This is a genomic window from Streptomyces gossypii, assembly GCF_025165795.1.
GTDB lineage: Bacteria > Actinomycetota > Actinomycetes > Streptomycetales > Streptomycetaceae > Streptomyces > Streptomyces gossypii.
Genome location: NZ_JAJAGO010000020.1, coordinates 1 through 23,100 on the forward strand (window position 1 = coordinate 1; position 23,100 = coordinate 23,100).

23 protein-coding genes are annotated in these 23,100 nt (G+C 72.0%); 16 read left to right on the forward strand and 7 right to left on the reverse strand.

Translation table 11 applies throughout. The features are described from left to right. The first annotated feature begins 287 nt into the window (after positions 1 to 287). Together LHJ74_RS31255 and LHJ74_RS31260 are read left to right on the forward strand one after the other, a co-directional pair. Positions 288 to 1,616, forward strand: a complete 1,329-nt coding sequence (locus tag LHJ74_RS31255; RefSeq protein WP_260221659.1) for a DUF2252 domain-containing protein — start codon at positions 288 to 290, stop codon at positions 1,614 to 1,616. A 28-nt stretch (positions 1,617 to 1,644) separates the two neighbouring features. After that, positions 1,645 to 2,343 carry a DUF2567 domain-containing protein gene (locus tag LHJ74_RS31260; protein ID WP_375546875.1) on the forward strand — a complete coding sequence of 233 codons (699 nt, stop codon included), beginning with the start codon at positions 1,645 to 1,647 and terminating at the stop codon, positions 2,341 to 2,343. 109 nt (positions 2,344 to 2,452) lie between these two features. On the opposite strand, the gene ybaK is transcribed toward LHJ74_RS31260, so the two are convergent. From ybaK to LHJ74_RS31275, 3 genes are all read right to left on the reverse strand, one after another. Beyond that, complete coding sequence (gene ybaK / locus LHJ74_RS31265) at positions 2,453 to 2,956, reverse strand: Cys-tRNA(Pro) deacylase (protein WP_260221661.1); 504 nt, start codon at positions 2,954 to 2,956, stop codon at positions 2,453 to 2,455. 12 nt (positions 2,957 to 2,968) lie between these two features. Continuing rightward, positions 2,969 to 3,799, reverse strand: a complete 831-nt coding sequence (locus LHJ74_RS31270; protein ID WP_260221662.1) for an LON peptidase substrate-binding domain-containing protein — start codon at positions 3,797 to 3,799, stop codon at positions 2,969 to 2,971. 120 nt (positions 3,800 to 3,919) lie between these two features. Beyond that, on the reverse strand, positions 3,920 to 5,533 hold the full coding sequence (locus LHJ74_RS31275) for an oxidoreductase (RefSeq protein ID WP_260221663.1): 1,614 nt from the start codon (positions 5,531 to 5,533) through the stop codon (positions 3,920 to 3,922). 209 nt (positions 5,534 to 5,742) lie between these two features. On the opposite strand from LHJ74_RS31275, the gene hisD reads away from it, so the two are divergent. The 9 genes from hisD (at position 5,743) to bdeA (ending at position 12,681) form a co-directional block, all read left to right on the forward strand. Beyond that, complete coding sequence (gene hisD, locus LHJ74_RS31280) at positions 5,743 to 7,095, forward strand: histidinol dehydrogenase (RefSeq protein ID WP_260221664.1); 1,353 nt, start codon at positions 5,743 to 5,745, stop codon at positions 7,093 to 7,095. 30 nt (positions 7,096 to 7,125) lie between these two features. Further along, positions 7,126 to 8,247 carry a histidinol-phosphate transaminase gene (locus LHJ74_RS31285; RefSeq protein WP_260221761.1) on the forward strand — a complete coding sequence of 374 codons (1,122 nt, stop codon included), beginning with the start codon at positions 7,126 to 7,128 and terminating at the stop codon, positions 8,245 to 8,247. Then, complete coding sequence (hisB, locus tag LHJ74_RS31290; protein WP_260221665.1) at positions 8,244 to 8,837, forward strand: imidazoleglycerol-phosphate dehydratase HisB; 594 nt, start codon at positions 8,244 to 8,246, stop codon at positions 8,835 to 8,837. Before LHJ74_RS31285 ends, hisB begins: the two co-directional genes overlap by 4 nt. Continuing rightward, on the forward strand, positions 8,834 to 8,998 hold the full coding sequence (locus tag LHJ74_RS31295; RefSeq protein WP_260221666.1) for a CG2302 family histidine operon protein: 165 nt from the start codon (positions 8,834 to 8,836) through the stop codon (positions 8,996 to 8,998). Before hisB ends, LHJ74_RS31295 begins: the two co-directional genes overlap by 4 nt. 5 nt (positions 8,999 to 9,003) lie before the next feature. After that, positions 9,004 to 9,669, forward strand: a complete 666-nt coding sequence (gene hisH / locus LHJ74_RS31300) for an imidazole glycerol phosphate synthase subunit HisH (protein WP_260221762.1) — start codon at positions 9,004 to 9,006, stop codon at positions 9,667 to 9,669. Continuing rightward, a complete protein-coding gene (gene priA, locus LHJ74_RS31305) occupies positions 9,666 to 10,424 on the forward strand; it encodes a bifunctional 1-(5-phosphoribosyl)-5-((5-phosphoribosylamino)methylideneamino)imidazole-4-carboxamide isomerase/phosphoribosylanthranilate isomerase PriA (protein WP_260221667.1) in 759 nt (252 codons plus the stop codon). The genes hisH and priA overlap by 4 nt, the downstream gene beginning before the upstream one ends. Next, positions 10,421 to 10,825: a Rid family hydrolase gene (locus LHJ74_RS31310; RefSeq protein WP_260221669.1), complete on the forward strand. Its 405-nt coding sequence runs from the start codon at positions 10,421 to 10,423 to the stop codon at positions 10,823 to 10,825. Before priA ends, LHJ74_RS31310 begins: the two co-directional genes overlap by 4 nt. After that, positions 10,822 to 11,595 (forward strand): imidazole glycerol phosphate synthase subunit HisF, encoded by a 774-nt coding sequence (hisF, locus tag LHJ74_RS31315; protein WP_260221670.1) that lies wholly within the window; start codon positions 10,822 to 10,824, stop codon positions 11,593 to 11,595. The genes LHJ74_RS31310 and hisF overlap by 4 nt, the downstream gene beginning before the upstream one ends. Before the next feature lie 234 nt (positions 11,596 to 11,829). Then, positions 11,830 to 12,681 carry a bis(hydroxyethyl) terephthalate hydrolase gene (gene bdeA / locus LHJ74_RS31320; RefSeq protein WP_375546879.1) on the forward strand — a complete coding sequence of 284 codons (852 nt, stop codon included), beginning with the start codon at positions 11,830 to 11,832 and terminating at the stop codon, positions 12,679 to 12,681. 42 nt (positions 12,682 to 12,723) lie between these two features. Here bdeA and LHJ74_RS31325 read toward each other — a convergent pair whose 3' ends face one another. From LHJ74_RS31325 to LHJ74_RS31340, 4 genes are all read right to left on the reverse strand, one after another. Further along, on the reverse strand, positions 12,724 to 13,317 hold the full coding sequence (locus LHJ74_RS31325; RefSeq protein ID WP_260221671.1) for a cytochrome b: 594 nt from the start codon (positions 13,315 to 13,317) through the stop codon (positions 12,724 to 12,726). Then, positions 13,310 to 14,416: a catalase family peroxidase gene (locus tag LHJ74_RS31330; protein WP_260221672.1), complete on the reverse strand. Its 1,107-nt coding sequence runs from the start codon at positions 14,414 to 14,416 to the stop codon at positions 13,310 to 13,312. Before LHJ74_RS31330 ends, LHJ74_RS31325 begins: the two co-directional genes overlap by 8 nt. Positions 14,417 to 14,567: 151 nt before the next feature. After that, positions 14,568 to 15,227 carry a hypothetical protein gene (locus tag LHJ74_RS31335; RefSeq protein ID WP_260221673.1) on the reverse strand — a complete coding sequence of 220 codons (660 nt, stop codon included), beginning with the start codon at positions 15,225 to 15,227 and terminating at the stop codon, positions 14,568 to 14,570. After that, positions 15,212 to 15,886 (reverse strand): sigma-70 family RNA polymerase sigma factor, encoded by a 675-nt coding sequence (locus tag LHJ74_RS31340; RefSeq protein WP_260221674.1) that lies wholly within the window; start codon positions 15,884 to 15,886, stop codon positions 15,212 to 15,214. The genes LHJ74_RS31335 and LHJ74_RS31340 overlap by 16 nt, the downstream gene beginning before the upstream one ends. Before the next feature lie 190 nt (positions 15,887 to 16,076). Between LHJ74_RS31340 and LHJ74_RS31345 the strand changes: the two genes are divergently transcribed. The 5 genes from LHJ74_RS31345 (at position 16,077) to LHJ74_RS31365 (ending at position 23,072) form a co-directional block, all read left to right on the forward strand. Continuing rightward, positions 16,077 to 18,902 carry a LuxR C-terminal-related transcriptional regulator gene (locus tag LHJ74_RS31345; RefSeq protein ID WP_260221764.1) on the forward strand — a complete coding sequence of 942 codons (2,826 nt, stop codon included), beginning with the start codon at positions 16,077 to 16,079 and terminating at the stop codon, positions 18,900 to 18,902. Positions 18,903 to 19,036: 134 nt separating this feature from the next. Then, the gene (locus LHJ74_RS31350) at positions 19,037 to 20,368 is read left to right on the forward strand and encodes a PucR family transcriptional regulator (RefSeq protein WP_260221675.1); all 1,332 of its coding nucleotides are present in this window, start codon (positions 19,037 to 19,039) and stop codon (positions 20,366 to 20,368) included. Between the two features lie 168 nt (positions 20,369 to 20,536). After that, complete coding sequence (locus tag LHJ74_RS31355; protein WP_260221676.1) at positions 20,537 to 21,400, forward strand: ABC transporter ATP-binding protein; 864 nt, start codon at positions 20,537 to 20,539, stop codon at positions 21,398 to 21,400. Beyond that, positions 21,397 to 22,185, forward strand: a complete 789-nt coding sequence (locus LHJ74_RS31360) for an ABC transporter ATP-binding protein (RefSeq protein WP_260221677.1) — start codon at positions 21,397 to 21,399, stop codon at positions 22,183 to 22,185. The genes LHJ74_RS31355 and LHJ74_RS31360 overlap by 4 nt, the downstream gene beginning before the upstream one ends. Beyond that, complete coding sequence (locus LHJ74_RS31365) at positions 22,182 to 23,072, forward strand: branched-chain amino acid ABC transporter permease (protein WP_260221678.1); 891 nt, start codon at positions 22,182 to 22,184, stop codon at positions 23,070 to 23,072. Before LHJ74_RS31360 ends, LHJ74_RS31365 begins: the two co-directional genes overlap by 4 nt. The last annotated feature ends 28 nt before the right edge of the window (positions 23,073 to 23,100 follow it).

Here is a 23,100-nt window from a genome sequence, read left to right on the forward strand (position 1 = left end):
GACCGTCAAAGCCCGCACGCCGAGACGGTGCGGTACCGGTACGCGAACGTAGTGAGCCTCAGCGAGCGAGCCGAAGGGCGCGCCGGTGTCGAAAGTGACGAGACCAAGTGAGCGAGGTACGAGCGAGCGCACAGGAGGAGTGTCGACACCGGGTACGAGCGCCCGGAGGCGAGCCGAGCGCACAGGAGGAGTGTCGACACCGGGTACGAGCGCCCGGAGGCGAGCCGAGCGCATCAGAAGAGCATTAGGCTCCCCCGTGACGGGAAATGCAGTCTGAAGGGGTACTCATGGTCACGGAGCAGCGCGGCGCGTTTGAAGCGCGTGGTGAGTGGATTCTCGAGATCTTCGGCACCGCCTTCGGGGAGTTGCTGGCCGCGGATCCGGCGGCCTTCCAGGTGAAGTTCCGGAAGATGGCCGCGTCCGCCTTCGCCTTCTACCGCGGTACCGCCTGTCTCTTCTACGCCGATCTCGACGACGAGAAGCACGGCGGCCCGTTCATGGACGACCGCACCGGCCGGGTGTGGATCCACGGTGATCTGCACGCCGAGAACTTCGGCACGTATATGGACGCGAACGGCCGCCTCACCTTCAACGTCAACGACTTCGACGAGGCCTTCGTCGGGCCTTTCACCTGGGATGTGAAGCGGTTCGCCGCCTCCGTGGCGCTGCTGGGTTACACAAAGGCCCTCAGTGACGAGCAGATCACCGGCCTGGTGCGCACGTACGCGAAGGCTTACCGGGAGCGCATCCACGCCCTGGCCACGGGCGCCAAGGACGACGAGGCGCCCTCGCTCACGCTCGACACGGCCGACGGCCCGGTGCTGGGCGCGCTGCGCGCGGCCCGCGCCAACACCCGCTTCGGGCTGCTCGACGGCATGACGGAGATCCGTGACTGGGAGCGCCGCTTCGCGCCCGGCGGCGGCGTCATAGATCTGGATTCCGCCACCCGCTACAAGGTGCTCGACGCCTTCGACGGCTATCTGGACACCCTTCCCGGCGCCACCCACATCCGGCCGGACGCCTACCGGGTCAAGGATGTGGTGGGCCGCCGTGGCATCGGCATCGGCAGTGCCGGGCTGCCCTCGTACAACATCCTGCTGGAGGGCCACAGCGACGCCCTGGAGAACGACCTGGTGATCTACATGAAGCAGGCGGGGACCTCGGCCGTCTCCCGCCACATCACCGATCCCGCCATCCGGGACTACTTCCAGCACGGCGGCCACCGCACGGTGATCTCCCAGCGTGCCCTCCAGGCGCACGCCGACCCGTGGCTGGGCTGGACGGAGCTGGACGGCGAGGGGCAGCTCGTCGCCGAGGTGTCGCCGTATGCGGTGGATCTGGACTGGTCCGATCTGGACAGCATGGAGGAGATCGCCCAGGTGGTCGCCGATCTGGGCCGGGCTACGGCCACCATGCACTCGGCGGCCGATGACGAGAGCGGCCACTCCCTGGTCCCGTTCTCCACCGAGCGCGCCATCGACGCCGCCATCGCGGGGGACGAGGAGTGCTTCCCCGAGCTGCTGATCGACTTCGCACACGCATACGGTGCGACCGTGCGCCGTGACCACCAGATCTTCGTGGATCTCTTCCGCAACGGCCGGATCCCCGGCCTGTAGCGGCGGTCGAGCCTGGCACGATGGCGGAGTGACCGCACCGACACCCTCGTCGCCCGACAGTGACCACCCCCAGCAGCACGACCCCTGGGCCTACCCGCAGCAGTCAGCGGCGGGAGGCGACGCGCCGGCGAACGCCCTTCCGGAGCATGGCGCCACCGCCGCGTCTCCTCCCGGGCTCGGGCTGCCGGTGCGCACCGAACTGCGTGACGCTGCGGCCGCCGCGCTGGCGCTGACTCTGCTGGGGGTGGTGCTCGGTCTGCTGTGGCTGTGGCTGGCTCCCCGGGTGCCGATGATCTCGGACGGCCGCGCCGTCTATCTGCTGAACGCGGAGGGCGAAGAGGCGATCGGTGCGGAGGGCACCTTCGTGCTGCTGTCCCTCGCGGCCGGCGCGCTCGCGGGCGTGGTGGCGTTCTTGTTCCGGCGCAGGGGCGGGGTCGGTCTGGTGATCGGGCTCGCGGCCGGTGCGTTCGTGGGAGCGCTGCTCGCCTGGCGGCTCGGCGTGTGGCTCGGCCCGGCCAGCGACCTGGCGGCCCATGCCCGGGAGGTCGGGAAGGGCAAGGAGTTCGACGGACCGCTGAAGCTGGACGCGAAGGGCACGCTGCTGGCCTACCCGTTCGCCGCGCTGCTGGTGCATCTGCTGGCCACGGCGATCTTCGGTGAGGCCGATCCGGAGCCTCCGGCGGAGCCTGCCGCGTACAAGGGGCCCCAGGGAGAGTTTGAGAAGTAGCGGTGACCGGCGGGCGCCTGTCAGGCGGGGCGCCGGCCGTGGTTGGCGTGGCCTGTGCGGATCCGGATCACCCGTCGTGAAGGGCTGTGAAGGCCCCGGGCGCAGGCTCTCAGCGGCGGGCGATCGGCGCGGACGTGGCGCCGGTGAGCGTGACCAGATCCGCCGGGGCCAGTTCGATCTCCAGGCCCCGGCGCCCCGCCGACACGCAGACCGTCGGCTGGTCTCCCGCGGAGGCGTCCAGCACCGTGGCCAGCTGCTTGCGCTGGCCCAGCGGAGAGATCCCGCCCCGCACATAGCCCGTCGTGCGTTCGGCCAGGGCGGGGTCGGCCATTGTGGCGCGCTTGCCGCCGACCGCCGCCGCGAGCGCCTTGAGGTCGAGCGAGGCGGAGACCGGCACGACGGCCACCGTCAGCACCCCGTCCACCTCGGCGATCAGGGTCTTGAACACCTGGTCGGGGGAGACGCCGAGTGCCTCGGCGGCCTCCTCGCCGTAGGAGGCGGCGGCCGGGTCGTGCGCGTACTGGTGCGTGGTGAAGGCCACTCCGGCGCGGGTGGCGGCCACGGTGGCGGGGGTCGCCGCGGACTGCTGGTGCCCCTGCTTCTTCTTCGCCATGGCCTCGTGCCGTCAGTTGGGACTGGTGGGCCGCCGGGTCAGCTCCGCCGCCGGCAGTGACGGGAGCTTACCGATCACCGCGGTCTCCCGTCGAAGGACTTTCAGCTCCTCCGCGAGCCGGGTCGCGGTGTCCGGTGCCTGGAGCAGCCGCTGCTTGGCCGGGGTGTCGAGCACGGTGGCCGCGGCGACCAGATAGGAGACCACGGACGGGTCGTCCGGCAGTTCCTGCCCGGTCGCGAGCGTCCGCTCCCGCGCGCTCGCCAGGCGCTTCTGGTAGGAGCGGAAGGCCCGCAGCACGCCCGAGGCCAGCGCTCCGGCGCCTTCGCCCTGCTCCTCGGGCAGCTCTTCCACCTCACCGACGAGATACGGACCGCTCGCGTCCACGGAGAGCAGCCGGAACCGGGTGGTGCCGGTGGCGAGCACCTCGTATCCGCCTTCAGCGCCCTCAGCGTCCCCGCCCGGCTCCTCGGGGCCACCGGGCTCGCCCGTTCCGGTCTCGTCCTCCTCCTCGTCCTCCTCCGCCCGGCCTCCGGAGCGGGGGCGGATGGTGGAGGCGTCCGCGATGCAGCCCACCGTGTAGAAGGACTTGACCGGGTCGGGGCCGAAGCCCGCTGTCGGGTCGCTACCCGGTGGTGGCGCTGCCTCGGGCAGGCCGGCGCCCGTGGGGGCCACCTCGCGCCCGTCCCGGATGGCCACGACACCGAAGCGGCGCGGGGCGTCCTCGGGGAGGATGAGCAGATCGCGCATGAGCGCGCGGTACCGCGGCTCGAAGATGCTCATGGGCAGCACGAGCCCGGGGAACAGCACCGAGTTGAGCGGGAAGAGCGGAAGCGCGGTTGTCACAACCGGTAAGCCTAAAGCCTCCGGGGCCGCGTCCGGGGCCGACTGCGGATCATTGGGTGCGAAGAGCGCCCCGCCGGGACCCGCGGAGGCCCCGGCGGGGTGTCGTCACACGCACTCTTCTCACTGCCGCCGCAGCAGCCGCGTCGCGCCCGCCGCGACGGTCGTGGCCAGCACCCAGCCCAGCAGGATCATCATCGCGGCCACCCACTGGTTCCATCCCAGCGGGCTCCACGCCGTGTCATGGCCGAAGCTGATCACCGGCAGCAGCAGATCCAGTGCGTACAGCGGGGCGTTCCACTGCGGTGCCTCGTCCCCCTTGAGCGGTGGCGGCGGCTGCTCGGTGAAGAACAGTGCCCCAGAGGCCCAGATGATCGCCATCCACAGGGCCGCCCGGCCGGGCCGGTAGCCGTACGCCACCGTCCAGTCCTGGAGATAGCCCCACAGCTTGCCCGCCAGCGGCAGCGTCTCGCGGCGCCTGCGGTGCTTCTCGAGCAGTACGGCGCGGGCGTCGGCGTCCTCGCCGCTGTTCCGGTAGACGCCTGCGAGCTGCTCGTACGGTCCGGGGGAGTACTCCGGGGTCGCGGTGGCCAGCCATTGCAGGCGCTGCTGGAGTGAGAAGTGGCCGCGGTGTATCAGCTGCTGATAGCTGAACCCCGCCATCCACAGCCGCTCGTCCCGTGGCCAGCTGCCGACCTTGTCGACGAGGTTCTCCACCGTCGCACCCGAGAGCACCACGACGCCTCGCTCCGGCGCCTGAGAGGTGAAGCACAGCTCCGGTGTCGTGATGCGGCGCAGCGACAGTTCCTGGTCGCGCTCCAGGTGGAAGCGCGCGTTGTCGAGCACCAGCGCGCCGCCGAACCGCCCGTCGTCCAGCTTGACGCTGCCGGTGCACTCGAACCGTTTCGTGCGGTGGCGCGAGATGCCTGAGGGGGAGAAGGGGTTCTGGGTGCCGGTCGGCGGTGTGGTGCCCTGGATCAGCCGGGCGCGGTCCGGTTCGGCGTCGGCGAAGTGTGCGGACTGGTCGACGGTCAGCTGCGGCGCGTGCAGTGCGTACCGTCCGTGCCGGTTGCGCAGCACGCTGCCGTACATGAAGAGGGAGCCGCCGATCGTGGCGCCGCGCAGGCTCACCTCTCCGTCCGTGACGAGCAGGCTGGCCTGGAGTTCCTGGGAGACCTGGAGGCCGTCGGCGGCGATGGCGCGGATCCGCCGCCCGCTGCCGACCGTCGCCTCGTTCAGCAGCAGATCGGTGCCGATGGAGGCGTCGGTCAGCCTGATGCCGTCCGGGATGCTGCACCGGGCGAGGTGCAGATCGCCCTCGGTGTGCACCCGTGCCGCCTCCAGCCGGGGTATGTAGCAGTTGACGAGCCGGGCGGTGTTCAGACGCGCCTCCGGCAGCAGCACCTCGTGCTCGAAGCGGCAGTGCCGCAGCTCCAGGTAGGGCTCGATGACGCCGCCGGACAGATTCAGCCTGCCCGTGATGTAGGCCCCGGTGAGATGCAGCGCGGCGACCCGCCCCAGCAGCGCGGCCGGCCCGTGCAGGAGCAGCAGCGCGATCACCCGGGCGCGCACGGTGCGCTGCGGGCCCCAGCTGTGCTCGCTGTTCGGATCGTCCAGTTCGGCCTCGCCGGCGCGCAGATCGTGCGAGCTGCCGTTCCGGAAGGCCTGCCACATGCCCCACTCCGCGGTGGTAAGCCGCAGTCCGGCGGGCGGTTCGCCGGAATCGGGCTCGCTCACACATCCTCCCCACAGCTGTGCGGGGCTCCCTGGCGGTGCCCCTCGGTCTTTCCGGCCGTCCCGGCCTGTGCCCCACCGTCCCTTACCCCTCCGTGACCGGTTGAACGCCGACCGGACAGGGACTGCTGACCATGATCACCCCGTGCGGCGTGTATCAGCCAGTGATACGAGCGATCGGTGTCCTCCGGTGGTCTGCGAGAATGGGTTTCGTGATCTCCCGAATCGATCTGCGGGGTTCTGTCCCCTCCGGAGCGCCCGGCGCTCCCGAAGGCGGCGGAATCGACCGAGACCTGCTGCCGCGCGCCGAATTCGACGTCGAAGCCGCCCTGGAGAAGGTGCGGCCCATCTGCGACGACGTGCGCCATCGCGGCACCGCGGCGCTGATTCACTACGGGAAGCGGTTCGACGGCTGCGAGCTGGAGCGCATCCGCGTCCCCGTCGAGGCCCTGCGCCGTGCGCTGGCGGAGCTGTCCCCAAAGGTGCGGGAGGCGCTGGAGGAGTCCGTGCGGCGGGCCCGCCTGGTCCACCGTGCGCAGCGGCGTACGGACTCGGAGGTGCGCGTCGTTCCCGGCGGCACCGTCACCGAGCGCTGGGTGCCGGTCGAGCGCGTCGGGCTGTACGTACCGGGTGGTCAGGCCGTCTATCCGTCATCCGTCGTGATGAATGTCGTGCCCGCGCAGGAGGCCGGAGTCCAGTCGCTGGCCGTCTCCTCGCCGCCGCAGCAGGCCACCGAGGGCTCCTACTGGACGGGGCTGCCGCACCCCACCATCCTGGCCGCCTGCGAGCTGCTCGGCGTGAGCGAGGTGTATGCGGCGGGCGGCGCGCAGGCCATCGCCATGTTCGCCTACGGCACCGAGGAGTGCCGTCCCGCGCAGCTGGTAACGGGGCCGGGGAACGTCTATGTGGCGGCGGCCAAGCGGCTGCTCAAGGGCCGCATCGGCATCGACGCCGAGGCGGGCCCGACCGAGATCGCCGTCCTCGCCGACCACACCGCCGACGCCGTGCATGTCGCGGCCGACCTGATCAGCCAGGCGGAGCACGACACGCTCGCCGCCGCCGTCCTCGTCACCCCCTCCGAGGCGCTCGCCGAGGCGGTCGAGGCCGAGCTGAAGACCCAGGTGGCCGCCACCCGGCACCAGGAGCGGATCACCGAAGCTCTGGCCGGGCGGCAGTCCGGCATCGTCCTCGTCGACGATCTGGAGCAGGGGCTCGCGGTCGTCGACGCGTACGCGGCCGAGCACCTGGAGATCCAGACGGAGGACGCGGCTGCCGTCGCCGCCCGGGTGCGGAACGCGGGCGCGGTGTTCGTCGGCGCCTTCGCGCCCGTCTCGCTCGGCGACTACTGCGCCGGGTCCAATCACGTGCTGCCCACGGGCGGCTGCGCCTGCCACTCCTCCGGGCTGTCCGTGCAGTCGTTCCTGCGCGGCATCCACGTCGTCGACTACTCCCGGGACGCGCTCGCCGAGGTGGCCCACCATGTGGTCGCGCTGGCGGAGGCGGAGGACCTGCCCGCGCACGGGGCGGCCCTGAAGGCACGGTTCGACTGGAAGGTACCTCGGTAAGTGACCGGCGACATCCCCGCTCCGGACGAGCTGCCCGCTTCCGACGAGCTGCCCGTACGGGAGGAGCTGCGCGGCAAGTCCCCCTACGGTGCGCCCCAGCTGGACGTGCCCGTCAGGCTGAACACCAACGAGAACCCGTACCCGCTGCCCGAGCCGCTGGTGGCCCGGATCGCCGAGCGCGTCACCGAGGCCGCCCGTACGCTGAACCGCTACCCCGACCGGGACGCGGTCGAGCTGCGGACGGAGCTGGCGCGCTACCTGAGCCGTACGGCGGGCCACCAGGTGGACCGCACCCAGGTCTGGGCGGCCAACGGCTCCAACGAGGTGCTCCAGCAGCTGCTCCAGGCGTTCGGCGGCCCCGGGCGCACCGCGATCGGCTTCGAGCCCTCGTACTCGATGCACGCTCTCATCGCGCGCGGCACCGGCACCGGCTGGATCTCCGGACCGCGGCACGACGACTTCACCATCGACGTCGAGGCGGCGGTGCGCGTCATCGCCGAGCGCCGGCCCGACGTGGTCTTCGTCTGCTCGCCCAACAACCCCACCGGCACGGCCGTCGACGCCGAGACGGTCCTCGCGCTGTACGAGGCGGCGCAGTCGGCGAAGCCCTCCATGGTGGTGATCGACGAGGCGTACGGCGAGTTCAGCCACCACCCCTCGCTGCTGCCGCTCATCGAGGGCCGCCCCCGGCTGGTGCTCTCCCGCACGATGTCCAAGGCGTTCGGCGCCGCCGGGCTGCGGCTCGGCTATCTCGCCGCCGACCCGGCCGTTGTCGACGCCGTCCAGCTGGTGCGGCTGCCGTACCACCTGTCGGCGGTCACCCAGGCCACGGCGCTGGCCGCGCTGGAGTACACCGGTACGCTGCTCGCCTATGTCGAGCAGCTCAAGTCCGAACGCGACCGGCTGGTGACCCAGTTGCGCGCGGCGGGCTGCGAGGTGACCGCCTCGGACGCCAACTTCGTCCAGTTCGGCCGCTTCCAGGACTCCCACGCCGCCTGGCGGTACCTGCTCGACCAGGGCGTACTCGTCCGGGACAACGGTGTACCGGGCTGGCTCAGGGTCTCCGCGGGCACCCCGGCGGAGAACGACGCGTTCCTGGACGCGGTACGCAAGCTGAACAAGACGGCTTTTCAGAAGGAGACCGCAGCATGACCCGCACAGGTCGCGCCGAGCGCACCACCAAGGAGACCTCGGTCGTCGTCGAGATCAGTCTCGACGGCACCGGAAAGGTCGACGTGTCGACAGGCGTCGGCTTCTTCGACCACATGCTCGACCAGCTCGGCCGGCACGGCCTCTTCGACCTCAGCGTCAAGACCGACGGCGATCTGCACATCGACAGCCACCACACGATCGAGGACACCGCCCTCGCGCTGGGCGCCGCCTTCCGGCAGGCGCTCGGCGACAAGCGCGGCATCGTCCGCTTCGCCGACGCCTCGGTGCCGCTGGACGAATCGCTGGCCCAGGTGACCGTCGACCTCTCCGGCCGCCCCTATCTGGTGCACAGCGAGCCGGACGGCCTGGCCCCGATGATCGGGCCGGTGTACGACACCACGATGACCCGGCACATCCTGGAGTCGTTCGTCGCCCAGGCCCAGGTCGCCCTGCACGTCCACGTGCCCTACGGCCGCAACGCGCACCACGTCGTCGAGTGCCAGTTCAAGGCCCTCGCGCGGGCACTGCGCCACGCCTCGGAGATCGACCCGCGGCAGACGGGGATTCCCTCGACGAAGGGCGCGCTATGACGGGCTTGACGGCGCTGCTCATCTTCGTGGGGCTCTTCTTCCTCGGCGGGGCCATCTCCTTCTGGAAGCAGCAGATGCCCAAGGGCATCATCGTGCTGCTGGGCTTCGCCGCCTTCATGTCGCTGCTGGGCGGCGTCATGCGACTCTCGGTCTGGACGTGACGGACATGACAGCCCCGGCCTCCGGCCCCCGGAAGCGCGTCGTCGTCCTCGACTACGGCTTCGGCAACGTACGCTCCGCCGAGCGTGCGCTGGCACGCGCCGGTGCGGACGTCGAGATCACCCGTGACTACGACCGGGCGATGGCGGCCGAAGGGCTGCTCGTCCCCGGTGTGGGGGCCTTCGCCTCCTGCATGGCGGGCCTGAAGGAGGTCCGCGGCGACTGGATGGTCGAGCGGCGCCTCGCGGGCGGACGCCCCGTGCTGGGCATCTGTGTCGGCATGCAGATCCTCTTCGCGCGCGGCGTCGAGCACGGTGAGGAGGCCGAGGGGCTGGACGAGTGGCCCGGCACGGTGGGCCCGATCAAGGCGGACGCCGAGCACGCCGTCCCGCACATGGGCTGGAACACCGTCGACGCGCCGGAGGGCTCCCGCCTCTTCGCGGGTCTCCCCGCCGACGCCCGCTACTACTTCGTGCACTCCTACGCCGTCCACGACTGGGAGCTGCAGACCACGCACGCCGCGATGGCCCGTCCCGTCGTCAGCTGGACCACCCATGGGCGCCCTTTCGTCGCCGCCGTGGAGAACGGGCCGCTGTGGGCCACCCAGTTCCACCCCGAAAAGTCCGGCGACGCCGGAGCGCAGCTGCTGACGAATTGGATCGAGACCCTGTGACGCACCAGCCCCAGACCAGCTCCCGCCGCGCGGCGACGCTCGAACTCCTCCCCGCGGTCGACGTCCGCGACGGCCAGGCCGTCCGCCTCGTGCACGGCGAGTCAGGCTCGGAGACCTCCTACGGCGACCCGCTGGAGGCCGCCCTCGGCTGGCAGCGTTCGGGCGCCGAGTGGCTGCATCTGGTGGATCTCGACGCCGCTTTCGGCACCGGCGACAACCGCGGCTGGATCGCCCAGGTGACCGCCGCCATGGACGTCAAGGTGGAGCTGTCCGGCGGCATCCGGGACGACGCCTCCCTCGCCGCCGCCCTCGCCACCGGCTGCACCCGGGTAAACCTGGGCACCGCCGCGCTGGAGAGCCCCGAGTGGGTGGCCAGGATCATCGCCGAGCACGGTGACCGCGTCGCCGTCGGTCTGGACGTACGCGGCACCACGCTGCGCGGCCGTGGCTGGACGAGGGAGGGCGGCGATCTGTACGAGACACTGGAGCGGCTCGACGCCGAGGGCTGTGCCCGCTATGTCGTGACCGACATCGACAAGGACGGCACCCTCCAGGGCCCGAACCTGGAGCTTCTGAAGAACGTCTGCGCCGCCACCGACCGGCCCGTGGTCGCCTCCGGGGGAGTCTCCTCCCTTGACGATCTGCGGGCGATCGCCACTCTGGTACCGGAGGGTGTCGAGGGCGCGATCGTCGGCAAGGCCCTCTACGCCCGGGCGTTCACCCTGGAAGAGGCTTTGGAGGCCGTTTCTTCATGACCACCACTCCTGTCACCCGTGTGCAGTCGGACAGCCCGTGGGAAGAGACGATCGGCTGCGCGCACGCGGTCGCGGTGGGGGACCGGGTGCTCGTCTCCGGGGCTCTCCCGCTGAGCGGCGGCAACCTTCAGGTCGAGGGCACCCCCTACGACCAGGCGAAGGCGGCCCTGGCCCACGCGATGGGTGCGCTGGAGCAGTTCGGCCTCGGGCCCGACTCCGTGGTCCGCACCCGGATGTACCTCACGCACACTCGCGACGTGGACGACGTCGCGAGGGCGCACAAGGAGCTGTTCGACTCGGTACGGCCCGCGGCGACGGTTGTCGTGGTCTCCGGTTTCGTGGACTCCCGCATCGTGGTCCAGGTAGAGGTGGAAGCGTACCGAGGAGGGGGAGACGCATGACGCTCGCCGTACGAGTCATCCCCTGCCTGGACGTGGACGCCGGCCGGGTCGTCAAGGGCGTCAACTTCCAGAACCTGCGCGACGCGGGTGATCCGGTCGAGATGGCCAAGGTGTACGACACGGAGGGCGCCGACGAGCTGACCTTCCTCGACATCACCGCCTCCTCCTCCGACCGCAGCACCACCTATGACGTGGTGCGCCGCACCGCCGAGCAGGTCTTCATCCCGCTGACCGTCGGCGGCGGCGTGCGCAGCACGGCCGACGTCGACAACCTGCTGCGGGCCGGTGCGGACAAGGTGGGGGTCAACACGGCCGCCATCGCCCGCCCGGAGCTGATAAAGGAGATCGCGCGGCGGTTCGGCAGCCAGGTGCTGGTGCTCTCCGTGGACGCCAGGCGCACGACGGACGCTTCGGCGGCCACGCCCTCGGGGTTCGAGGTCACCACGCACGGCGGGCGGCGCGGCACCGGCATCGACGCCGTCGAGTGGGCGCACCGCGCCGCCGAGCTGGGCGCGGGCGAGATCCTGCTCAACTCGATGGACGCGGACGGCACCAAAGCGGGCTACGACACCGAGATGATCACCGCCGTCCGCAGGCAGGTGACCATCCCGGTGATCGCCTCCGGCGGCGCGGGACGCCTCGCGGACTTCGCGCCCGCTGTGGAGTCGGGCGCCGACGCGGTACTCGCCGCGTCCGTCTTCCACTTCGGCGACCTGCGGATCAGCCAGGTCAAGGACACGCTGCGGGACGCGGGCAAACCGGTGCGGTGAGCGACGCTCCCACATGCGGGGCGGGGGCCGGTGATTACGCCGATGTGCGCGCAGTGCCCCTGGCCTGACGGTGTCTTCTGTCAGTGACACCGGCGGATCCCCCACCACCCGGCACGTCGCGGGTGTGGCGCCGCCATGACGGAAGGACGCTCCGACGTGCACCAGCACCAAAGCGAGAGCAGCAGCACCGCAGCGGGCAGGCGCCGGGCCGGAAGGCCGCGGCTGCGGGCGGCGTTGGCGGGACTCGCCGGTCTGCTCGCCGTAACCGGTTCCAGCACCGCCCTCGCCCCGGGCGCACAGGCCGCGCAGGACAACCCGTACGAACGCGGGCCCGCCCCCACGGAGTCCAGCATCGAGGCGCGGACGGGGCCGTACGACGTCGACGAGGATCGGGTCTCGTCGCTGGTCGACGGGTTCGGCGGCGGCACCGTCTACTATCCGGAGGAGACCGGCGACGGCACCTTCGGGGCCGTCGCCATCGCGCCCGGGTTCACCGCCAGCCAGTCCAGCATGGCCTGGTACGGGGAGCGGCTCGCCTCGCAGGGCTTCGTCGTGTTCACCATCGACACCAACAGCACCCTGGACCAGCCCGCGAGCCGGGGGCGTCAGCTCCTCGCCGCGCTCGACTACCTGACCGACGACAGCCGCGTGTCGGACCGCATCGACGCGTCCCGGCTCGGCGTGATGGGTCACTCGATGGGCGGGGGCGGCAGCCTGGAGGCGGCCAAGAGCCGTCCGTCGCTACAGGCGGCGATCCCGCTCACCGGCTGGAACACGGACAAGTCCTGGCCCGAGATCCAGGTGCCGACCCTGGTCGTGGGGGCCGACGGCGACTCGGTCGCCTCGGTGAGGACACACTCCGAGCCGTTCTACGAGAGCATGCCGGGCTCCCTGGACAAGGCGTACCTCGAACTGAACGGCGCGACGCACTTCACCCCGAACACCTCCAACACCACCATCGCGAAGTACAGCATCTCGTGGCTGAAGCGCTTCATCGACAATGACACCCGCTACGAGCAGTTCCTCTGCCCGACCCCCCGGCCCGACAGCGACATCGAGGAATACCGGGGCACCTGCCCGCACTGAGGGCTGTCCCGTGGCCGCGTCAGGCGAGGTTCGCCCCGGCTCTCAGTGTTTCTTCCGCTGGACCTTCCAGAGGGCCATTCGGTCGAGGAGCCGGTCCCGCAGGACCAGCGTGTGGAACAGCACGGCCAGCATGTGCACCGTGAAGAGGAGGAACAGCGCGTAGCCCAGCACCATGTGCATGTCGTTCAGTACGGCGTACAGCCCTGGATCGTGGGGCAGAACAGCGGGCAGCCGTACGGGTCCGAACAGCTTGAGCGGGGTGCCGGACGCTGACACCATGCCCCAGCCGATCAGCGGCTGCGACAGCATCAAGGCGTAGAGCGCGTACTCGGAAAGTGTGGCTGCCCGGCGTTCGGCACTGCCCATGGACTTGGGATGCGGGGGAAGCCGGCTGGTGAATCTGTTCACCAGCCGGATCACTCCCAGTACGAGGACCCCGACGCCCAGCGGCCGGTGCACGGCCAGCAGAAGATGGTAGTCGGCCAGGGACGCCACCATCGCGGCCCCGATGAAGAGCATGGCCACGATCATGATGGCCATCGCCCAGTGCAGCCAACGTGAGAACAGCGTGAACTGCGCCGGTGCCTCGACCGCGGGGGCGGGGGCAGGGATGTTGCCGGTGTCGACGTCAGGCATCCAGCACCTGCGACACGTTGACCGCGCTCGTCCCCGCCGGTTCGCCGGACCGCCGCGCGAAGGACTGTGCGTAGACCGCCGAGCGGGCACTGAGCAGGGGATCGTCGGAAGGTTCGATCCCCTGGGGCAGAACCAGCGGATCGAAATTGACGTCCCGCCCGTTGCCCTCCGCCTCGGTCTGGACGTTGTCGAGGGTGAGTGTTCCCGCGTCGATCTGGCGGCGTGAGTCCGGCCAGGGCACTGTTGCGTCATCGAGCTGGTCGCCGGGGAGGCCGATGGTGAGCATGAGGCGCCACCGCAGAGAACCGGCGTCGACCGTGGTGACCAGCGTGTTGAAGAGCTGGTCCCGGTCCTCCGGCGGCTTCGCCGCGGCGGGACGCGCCTGCTGGACGGGGACCATGGACCACCGGACCGGGACCATGTGGCCGGAGCTGTTGGTGAGATGGAAGGCGTTGAGCCCGTGGTAGGTGCTGTCCGCGAAGCCCGACGTGGGCGGATGTTTCTTCACGATCTTCATCGCCTTCACGGTCTCGGGATGTCCGGCCAGAAACGCGGCCGCCTTCGCCGGGTCCGGCTTGCCGGTCGCGGGCACCTTTTTGAACGCGAGCATCCGGTCGTAGAACCCGCGCGGCGTGCTGTCGAGGAAGACGGGAATGTTGATCATCGCGGTGCGCCACTGTTCGCCGTCGGGCAGGCTGAACCGCAGCCCGAGGCCACGTACGGTCGTGGCGGTGTCGGCTACGTCGGGAACACCCCCGGACAGCGAGAACCGTCCGGTCACCGGGCTCCGCCGGCCGGATTCGAAGACCGTCGCGGTCGACACCGCGCTGCCGGCCCCGTTGCCGGTGAAATGCCCCGATACGCTGACCCCCTTCGCATGGTTCCGTCTGAAGCCCGCATGCTTGCCGAAAGTGGTCTCGAATCCGTCCGCCAGCCGGGCGGGCGTCAGCTTGCCGGGGGTCAACCGGCCACTCACGTACAGGAACCCACCGACGTCGACCGCCGCGATACCGGCCACCGTGGCAAGACCGAGCACGGTACTTCTGCGACTCGGCGTCCGGGGCTGTGCCGCGGGCGCCTGTTCGTCTTCCTGGTCCAACAGATCTCTCCTTCCGTCATGCCTGCCGGCTCATGTGCGTGCCGGACACGGCGTTTCGCTGGGGGATACGCGGTCCGGTGGCGAAGTGTTGAAGACGGGGCGCTGTGCGATGCCTCGTGCGCGTACGGAAGAGGTGGTGCCGGGGCCGGGATCAGGACCTCGAACCCCTTGGCGGCACGGGCAGCCGGGCGACCGTGTTCCTGTCGGCGTCCTGGACGACGAGCATGGTGATGGCGTTCCTGGCCATGGCCGTGACCATGCGCGTGTGCGTGGGCGCGTCGCGGGGCCCGGCGCGGAGACTGCCGGCCGGCACGAGTTCGCCGTCGGCGTTGCCGGTCATCATCCGGTAGGTCTGCCCGGGCAGCAGGCCGCTCACCGAGACGGGCACCTCGGTGCCCCAGCTGTGGTCGGTCATCCTGCCTTCGCGGGACAGGGTCACCCCCGCCGTGGTGGCGCTGCCGCCGCCATCGTCGAGCGAGACGTCGACCGCTGCGAAGGCCGCACAGGCGGCCAGCGCCAGCGCAGCCGCCGCTCCGGCCAGCCGACGGCGGCGCGCGCCTGGCGGGAAGGCACCGCCACGGCGTCCCGGTGCCTCGGGAGGAGCGGCAAACTGATCCCTGCCCGCCGCTCGCGGCGACGCGGCCCGCTCGAAGGTCCGCATCACGCGCCGGACACCCTCGGCCTCGCCGGCACAGTCCGCGCACGCGGCCAGATGCCGGCCGAGCGGCTCCGGCAACGGCCGCCCCAGCAGCAGCAGCTCGGTGGCCTCTGCACGGAACGTGTCACAGGGGGAGGTCATGGGGCCAGCCATCCGTTCTCCTCCAGGATTCCGCGCAGGGCACGGACACCGTGAAACAGTCTGCTGCGCGCTGTGGACGCGGGGATGCCGATCTCCGCGGCCACCTCGGCGCAGGACCGCCGCAGGACGTAGACCTCGACGATCACTTGACGGTGTTCCGGGGTGAGACGCGCCAGTGCCTCGTCCAGTTCGATGCGCGTGAGGAGCTGGTCGAACGGATCCGGTGGGGTGTCGCGGTCGTTCTCCTCGAACTGCTGTGCTCCGGCCACCGGCGGTCGCACCGCCCGCCGCCGATGCGCGTCCACCACCGCGTTGCGGGCGATGGCGAACAGCCACGTCCGCACGGAGGAGCGTCGGCGGTCGAACGAGGGAGCGGCTCGCCAGGCCCGGGTGAACGTCTCCTGGATGACCTCTTCCGCCAGATGCCGGTCGTTCAGGGCGTTGTAGGCGTATCCGAGCAACTCGCCGCCGTACTCACGGTAGGCCTCACGCACGCCCAGTTCGGTTTCCAGGGACGGCTCGGTCCGCTCGGCGGAGGGAACGACGCGGCGCTTGCGCCACAGCCGGGGCGTCACGGCGTCCGCCTGCCGACTGACACCGCTTGCCTGCCGTGTGTCGTCACCACATGCGTCCTCACCTGTCGGCCGGCTGTCGTCGAGGGGGATACGCACGGTGTCCCCATGGTGTTGACCGCTGGCTGCGGTGTTCTGCGTCACTCTCCGGCTCGGAGGTGACATGCGGTGGCTAGGAGGTTGCCGCCCTCGCTGTGCGGCCGTACAGCGAGGGCGGCCGAAGGCTGGGGGACTGCCCAGCGGCTGTGCGCACTTCTTAACGCAGCAGTAACCTCGGCGCGTGACCGGAATGGGAACGACTGCCGGAGCAACGGCCGCGAGCAGCCCGCCGCGAATGTACGGCCGCAGTGCGGAAACCGGAACCGTCGAAGCGCTGGCGGCGCGGCTCGCCGACGGCGAGGGCGGTGCCCTGCTGCTGTCCGCACGGCCGGGGCTCGGCCGCAGCGCGCTGCTCGCCCACGCCGCCGCCTTCGCCTCCCGCAGCGGGGGCCTCGTCCTGCACACACGCGGCACGCCCGCCGAGAGCAGGCTGCGGTACGCCGGACTCCACGCGCTGCTGTGCGGCGCCCCGCCCCGGGCACGTGCCGCTCCGCCCCCGGAGGTGCTGGGCGCGGGCGTCGGTGCGGCGACGCCCTTTCTGGCTCAGCTGCGCCAACTGGCGGCCGGAAAACCGCTGTTGGTCTGCGTGGACGACGCCCATCACTGGGACCGGGAATCCCGCGCGGCCCTGGGGTTCGCCGCCCGCCGTACTGGTCCCGCGTATCCCGTCGGCGTGATCCTCACGACCGAGCAGGCGTACGCGGGGGAGCCCGACTTCGCCGCGGTGCCCAGCGTCCGTATCCCGCCGCTGGCCGAGGACGCCGCCGCCGCGCTCCTCGACGACCTCGTACCGGCGGGCGCCGCTCCCGCCGTCCGCGAGAAGCTGCTGCGCGCGGCGGACGGAAGTCCACGGCTGCTCGTGGACCTGGTGGCCCTGCTCGCACCGGGGCAGCTCACCGGGGGCGATCCGCTGCCGGACCCGCTGCCCACCGACCGCGCGCTGCTGCGGGGCTACGCTGCCCGGCTGCGCGCGCTGCCGTACGGGACCGGGCTGCTGCTCGCGCTCGCCGCGGCGGCGGCGGAACTGGCGGGCGGGCCCGGCGGCTCGGAGGACGTCGACGCCGACCTGGTGCTGCGTGCCGCCCGTGCCGCCGGGCTCGGGCCCGGCGTGCTGGGACCGGCCGAGGCGGCCGGACTCGTCCGCACCACCGAGGGCCGTATCCGCTTCGACCCGCCGCTGCTCGCCCGAGCCGTCTACGCGGGGGAGCCGCTGGCGCGTCGCCGGGCCGCGCACGCGCTGCTCGCCTCCGCCCTGCACGGCGCACGGGACCGGCTGGCACGGCTGCGCCACGAGGCAGCCGCCGCCACCTGCCCCGCTCCCGCGCTCGCCGACGCGCTCGCGGACGCGGCGGCCGCCGCCGCCGGGGCCGCCGCCGACGGGACTGCGTACAGCCACCGCGACGTGTCCGGAGCGCTGGCACGCGCGGCGGAACTCAGCGAGGACGATGACACGCGCGTCGCCCGTTTCACCGCCGCCGCGGACCACGCCCGGCTGGCCGGTGCGTCGGGCACCGCGCGTCACCTGCTCGACCGGGCGCGCGGACTGCCCGCGCAAGCGGCCGTACGAGGGCGGGTCGAACTGGTGCGCGGCATCCTCGAACTGCGGGACGGGCCGGTCGCCGACGCCCGCGAAGTGCTGCTGCTGGCCGCCGGACTGCTCGCACCGCATGAACCGGGGTTCGCCCTGGAAGCCATGCTGGGCGCCGCGGACGCGGCGTGGGCGGCAGGTGACGTGCCCGGGTATCTCGCCACGCTGGACCGTACCGGCCCGCTGGATCGCCCGGCCGCCGTGCGTACCGCTCCCGCACCGCTCGGCGACTACCGCAACGGCATGTCCGCCGTCATGCGGGGCCGGTTCGCCGAGGCGCGGCCTCCGCTGCGCCGGGTGCTGGAGCTGGCGGCGCACCGGTCACACCCGGCGGAGCTGGTGCGCGCCTGTGTGGCCGCGCTCGTGCTCGGTGAGATCGCGACCGCTCGTGAGACCGCCGCCCGTGCCCTCGCGTCCGCCCGCGCACACGGCCACGACACGCTCGTACCGCAGACGCTGGAGTATCTGGCCTACAGCGAGCTGCGTTCCGGGCTGCACGCCCGCGCACGGGCCCACGCCCGGGAAGGGCTGCGCGCCGCGCACCGGACGGGGCAGCGGAACTCCGCCGCGCACCACCACGCGATCCTCGCCATGGCCGCGTCCCTGGAGGGCGCAGCGGGGGACTGCGCCGTCCACGCTTCCGCTGCCGCCCGTACCGCCGCGCAGCACGGCCTGGTGATGGTCGAGGCACTCGCCACCTGGGCGCAGGCGCGCGCGGCGCTCGGCGAGGCGCGTCCGCTGGAGGCGGCGGCCCGGCTCGGCCCGCTGGTGCTGCCCGGACCTCGGCGCGGGCACCACGCGGTACGGATGCTCGCCGTGCCGTGCTTCATCGAGGCGGCGGCCCTCACCGGGAAGGAAGCGGAGGCCCGTACGGCGCTGGCGGAGTTCACCGGCTGGACCGGCTGGACGGCCGACCCGAACGCCCCCGGTCAGCTGGCCCGTTGCCGCGCGCTGCTGGCGGGACCGCAGGCCGCCGAGGGGCTGTACGCGCGCGCGGTGGCGGGGCACGAACGCGCGGGCGGCGAGTTCGAGCGGGCCCGTACGCAGCTTCTGCACGGCAAGGTGCTGCGCCGCCGCCGGCGGCCGCTGGAGGCGCGGGACCAGCTACGGGACGCGCTCGTCGGCTTCGAACGCTGCGGCGCCCGCAGCTGGGCGGGTCAGGCACAGGCCGAACTGCGCGCCACCGGAGCGGCCACCGCCGGGACCACTGCCGAACGCCCGCCACTCCTGGGGGAACTGACGCCGCAGCAGCTGCGCATCGCCCGCTTCGTCGCCGACGGTGCCACCAACCGCGAGGTGGCCGTCCGGCTTTCGGTAAGCCCCCGTACCGTCGACCACCACCTGCGCAACGTCTTCGCGACACTGGGCGTGCGATCCCGCGTCGAACTGGCCCGCCTCGTCGCCCGCGCGCCCGAACGGGAGCCCTGAGCCCGGCCTCCCGGTCACAGCACCAGTGCGCGGCACTAGGTACCGACCGGATGGTATGTCATCCTGCCAGCCTCACGCTGGTACGGCGCCTCGCACGCCGCTCCGCACGGATCCGACCCACGTGGAGGTCTGTGATGCAGCCAGACGTACGATCCCGGTCACGCGTCCGTGCGGTGCCCGGCCTGCCGGACACCGCTCCGCACAGCCGGTCACGCGCCAACGCGGAGGCCGTCGCCGTCCTGCACCGTTCCGCACAGGTGCTGCTGGACCACCTGCCCGAGCTGACCGACCGGCTGGTGGCCTCCCTTCGGGAGCAGGAGCCCGCCTACCGCGCGTCGATCGAGGCCGATCCCACCGAGGTGTGGCAGGAGGTGCACCACTCCCTCCGGCACAATGTCGGCTCGCTGATCCGCCCCCGGGAGAACCGCGAGTCGGCCCGCCGCTACTCCAGGCGGATCGGTGAGCTGAAGGCCGAACGCGGCCTGCCGCTGGACGCGCTGCTGCACGCCTTCCGGATCGGCGGTGCCATGGTCTGGCAGGGCCTCGTCGAGGAGACCGCACGCCGCCGGCCGGATGACGTACGGCTGCTGGTGCATGTGGCCGCCGACGTATGGAACTTCGTGGACGAACACTGCACGTGCGTCGCCGAGGCCTACCACCGTACGCAGCGGCAGCTTGCCTGGAGCCGGGAGAACCGGCTGCGGCTGATGACGGAGGCGCTGCTCGACGGCACGACCCGGATCGCCGATCTGCCCGAGGTCGCGACGGCGCTCGGACTGCCCGAGCACGGCAGATACGCCGTCCTGTGCGTCGCCCGCAGCCTCCGGCCGCCGGTGAGCGTGGGCGGCGCACTGCCACGGCCCAAACTGCCGGGGATCCGGGTGATCTGGCGCACCGGCCCGGATGGCGAACACGGCATCGCGCTGGTCGATGACGGACACGGCAACGGCCGCGGCCGCGGCAGCGGCAACGCGGGCAGGGGCGGCGACCGGAGCCGCAGCAGCCTGCCGGAGCTGGCCCGGGAACTGTCGGCACCGCCCGGCACCCGGATCGGCATCAGCTCCGAGGTGGCGGGCCTGAGCGCGGTCGGTGACGCCCGCCGCCTCGCCGAGACCGCGCTGAGGATCTGCCCCGAGGCAGGCGGCAGCGTGCTGCTGGACGATCACCTGCCCGCCGCGCTCGTCGTCTCCTCCCCGTCGCTGGGCTCCGCCCTCGCGCAACGCGTGCTCGGGCCGCTGCTCCAGCTGGAACCCCCGGACCGGGACGTCCTGCTGGAGACGCTGACGGTGTGGCTGGAGTGCGACGGTTCCGCGCCGCGCGCCGCGTCCCGGCTGTACTGCCACCGCAACACCGTGCTCAACCGGCTGCGCCGCTGCGAACAGCTCACCGACCGCTCCCTGGCCCGGCCCGATGACCTGGTGGAGCTGTCCCTCGCACTGTCGGCGCGGCGGCTGCTGCACGGCTGACGGGCTGGCGGGGCCTCCGGTCCGCTGGGCACCCGCACAGTCCGCGGGCACGGAGGCTGGGACCCGGCCCTGACCCTCGGGCGGACTCTGTACGGCGCCGGTGGCGCCTGCTGTCGTGGGCGCACCCCCGCACCACACACCGTCGCCGCGCGGAGCCGAGGAGTCTGTATGCCCGGAAGTCCCCCTGCCGGACAGCCCGTTGGAGAGCCACCGGAGCCCGGACAGTCCGGGGTGCTGCGGATCGAGCGGCTGGAGGTGACGTACGGCCGCACCGTACGGGCCCTGCGTGGTGTCGGGCTGACCGTCGCCGGGGGCAGTGTGGTCGCCCTCCTCGGTGCGAACGGCGCGGGCAAGAGCACGCTGCTGCGTGCCGTTTCGGGCACCCTGCGGTTGCACGGCGGAGCGGTCACCGGCGGCACGGTGCGCTACGACGGCCGTGTGCTGGACGGTGCCGACCCGGTCACCGCCGTACGCTCCGGGGTCGTCCAGGTGCCCGAGGGGCGGCGGGTCTTCGGTGGCATGAGTGTGGAGGAGAACCTGCGGGCGGGCCGCCTGGGACTGGCCGGCGGACTGCGCCGAGGGCGCGGGAGTGATGCCGCCGGGGCCCGCGCCGCCCGTGAACGGGTCTACGGCCTCTTCCCCAGGCTTGCCGAGCGCAGCGGCCAGCGCGCCGGGCTGCTGTCCGGCGGGGAGCAGCAGATGCTCGCCATCGGCCGTGCCCTGATGGCCGCGCCACGCCTGCTGCTGCTGGACGAACCCTCGCTCGGCCTCGCCCCGATGATGGTCGAGCGGATCGCCGAGGTCGTACGGGACATCCACGCGCAGGGCACCTCGGTGCTCCTCGTCGAGCAGAACGCGGCGATGGCCCTCGCCCTGGCGGACTACGCGTATGTGCTGGAGGTCGGCGAGGTGCGGCTGGAGGGGCCCGCCGGCGAGCTGGCCCGCACCGACGAGGTGAGCCGCCTGTACCTGGGCGAGGCCGGCGAGGCGGACACCGCGGCCGGAGCCGACGCCGAACGGTCCGCCGGATGACCGCCGCCGCCCCGGGACTGCGGGTCCGGGACATCACGGTGCGCTTCGCCGGGCTGGTGGCCCTGGACTCCGTCGACCTCACCGTCGAGCCCGGCAGCATCCACGCCCTCATCGGTCCCAACGGTGCGGGGAAGTCGACCTGCTTCAACGTGCTCTCCGGCATCCACCGCCCGGAGCACGGCAGCGTCCGGCTCGACGGCACCGAACTGACCAGCCTCGCACCGCACCGCATCGCCGCCCTCGGAATGGCCCGTACCTTCCAGAACATCGTGATGACCAGCGGCACCGTCGCCGACAACCTGCTGCTCGGCCGGCACGGCCACTCCCGCGCGGGCTTCGCCGCCACCGCGCTGCGCCTCCCGCACGCCGTACGTGAACAGCGCGCCCAGCTCGAACGCGCCCGGGAGATCGCCGAACTCACCGGGCTGGGAACGCACTTCCGCACCCCCGTCGACCTGCTGCCCTACGGCGACCGCAAGCGCGTGGAGCTGGCCCGCGCACTGTGCCTGGAGCCCAGGATGCTGCTGCTGGACGAGCCCGTCGCCGGAATGAACGCCGCCGAGCGGGCCCGCACCGCGGGCACCATCGGCGAGCTGCGCACCCGGTTCGGCCTGACGGTCGTGCTGGTGGAGCACGACATGGGCCTGGTCATGCGGCTCGCGGACGAGGTCACCGTCCTCGACTTCGGCCGCCGCATCGCGGGCGGTACTCCCGCACAGGTCCGGCAGGACCCCGAAGTCCGCCGGGCCTACCTCGGAGCCCCGTCCCCCCAGGAGTCCGCATGAGTACGGCGTTCGACATCCTGCTCAACGGCGTGGCCCTGGGCTCCGTCTACGCCCTGGTCGCCCTCGGCTTCGTCATCATCTTCAAGGCGTCCGGGGTGATGAACTTCGCCCACGGCTCGCTGCTCCTGCTGGGCGGCTATCTCACCGCGGTACTCCACGAACGCCTGGGCTTCTACGCCGCGTTGGCGCTCGCCGTCCTCGCGACCGCGCTGGTCGCCGGGGCCGTCGACCTGATCCTGCTGCGCCGCCTCGATCCGCACGCCACGCATGTCCTGACCATCCTCACCATCGGCGTCGACATCGCCCTGATGACGGATCTGACCCGGCGCATCGGCGGTGACCTGCTCTCCCTGGGCGACCCCTGGGGCGGCTCGGTCAGCACCTTCGGCGGAAGCACCGTCCCGCATACCAGGATCGCTTCGATCGTCGTCTCGCTGCTGGTCATCGGCGCCGTCTTCGCCGCCTTCCGGTTCACCGCCTGGGGCCTCTCGCTGCGGGCCGCCGCGGAGGACCGGGAGGCCGCGGCGCTGATGGGCATCCGGCTGCACCGCATCCGGACCCTCGCCTGGTGCCTCGCGGGAGCGCTGGCCGCGCTGGCCGCGGTCTTCCTCGTCGCGTTCCCCGCGCCGGGGCTGGAGCGTACGACGGGGGAGATCGCCCTCAAGGCGTTCCCGGCGGCCATCCTCGGCGGCATGACCTCCCCGCCGGGTGCCCTGCTCGGCAGCCTGCTGATCGGGGTCACCGAGGCCCTGGTCGCCGGCTATGAGGCCGAACTCAGTGCGCTGGGCGGCGGGTTCGGTGACGTCGCGCCCTACGCGGTGATGCTGCTGGTGCTGTTGGCGAGACCGAACGGTCTGCTCGGCGAGAAGGAGGCCATCCGTGTCTGACCGCTGGGTGTCCGGCCGTCAAGCGTCC

What these genes read in the sequence shown, in the direction of transcription:
- LHJ74_RS31255 (WP_260221659.1), top strand. Translation starts at nt 288, where the DNA reads ATGGTCACGGAGCAGCGCGGCGCGTTTGAAGCGCGTGGTGAGTGGATT.
- ybaK (WP_260221661.1), bottom strand. Translation starts at nt 2,956, where the DNA reads ATGGCGAAGAAGAAGCAGGGGCACCAGCAGTCCGCGGCGACCCCCGCC.
- hisB (WP_260221665.1), top strand. Translation starts at nt 8,244, where the DNA reads ATGACCCGCACAGGTCGCGCCGAGCGCACCACCAAGGAGACCTCGGTC.
- LHJ74_RS31295 (WP_260221666.1), top strand. Translation starts at nt 8,834, where the DNA reads ATGACGGGCTTGACGGCGCTGCTCATCTTCGTGGGGCTCTTCTTCCTC.
- hisH (WP_260221762.1), top strand. Translation starts at nt 9,004, where the DNA reads ATGACAGCCCCGGCCTCCGGCCCCCGGAAGCGCGTCGTCGTCCTCGAC.
- LHJ74_RS31310 (WP_260221669.1), top strand. Translation starts at nt 10,421, where the DNA reads ATGACCACCACTCCTGTCACCCGTGTGCAGTCGGACAGCCCGTGGGAA.
- hisF (WP_260221670.1), top strand. Translation starts at nt 10,822, where the DNA reads ATGACGCTCGCCGTACGAGTCATCCCCTGCCTGGACGTGGACGCCGGC.
- LHJ74_RS31325 (WP_260221671.1), bottom strand. Translation starts at nt 13,317, where the DNA reads ATGCCTGACGTCGACACCGGCAACATCCCTGCCCCCGCCCCCGCGGTC.
- LHJ74_RS31335 (WP_260221673.1), bottom strand. Translation starts at nt 15,227, where the DNA reads ATGGCTGGCCCCATGACCTCCCCCTGTGACACGTTCCGTGCAGAGGCC.
- LHJ74_RS31345 (WP_260221764.1), top strand. Translation starts at nt 16,077, where the DNA reads ATGGGAACGACTGCCGGAGCAACGGCCGCGAGCAGCCCGCCGCGAATG.
- LHJ74_RS31350 (WP_260221675.1), top strand. Translation starts at nt 19,037, where the DNA reads ATGCAGCCAGACGTACGATCCCGGTCACGCGTCCGTGCGGTGCCCGGC.
- LHJ74_RS31355 (WP_260221676.1), top strand. Translation starts at nt 20,537, where the DNA reads ATGCCCGGAAGTCCCCCTGCCGGACAGCCCGTTGGAGAGCCACCGGAG.
- LHJ74_RS31360 (WP_260221677.1), top strand. Translation starts at nt 21,397, where the DNA reads ATGACCGCCGCCGCCCCGGGACTGCGGGTCCGGGACATCACGGTGCGC.
- LHJ74_RS31365 (WP_260221678.1), top strand. Translation starts at nt 22,182, where the DNA reads ATGAGTACGGCGTTCGACATCCTGCTCAACGGCGTGGCCCTGGGCTCC.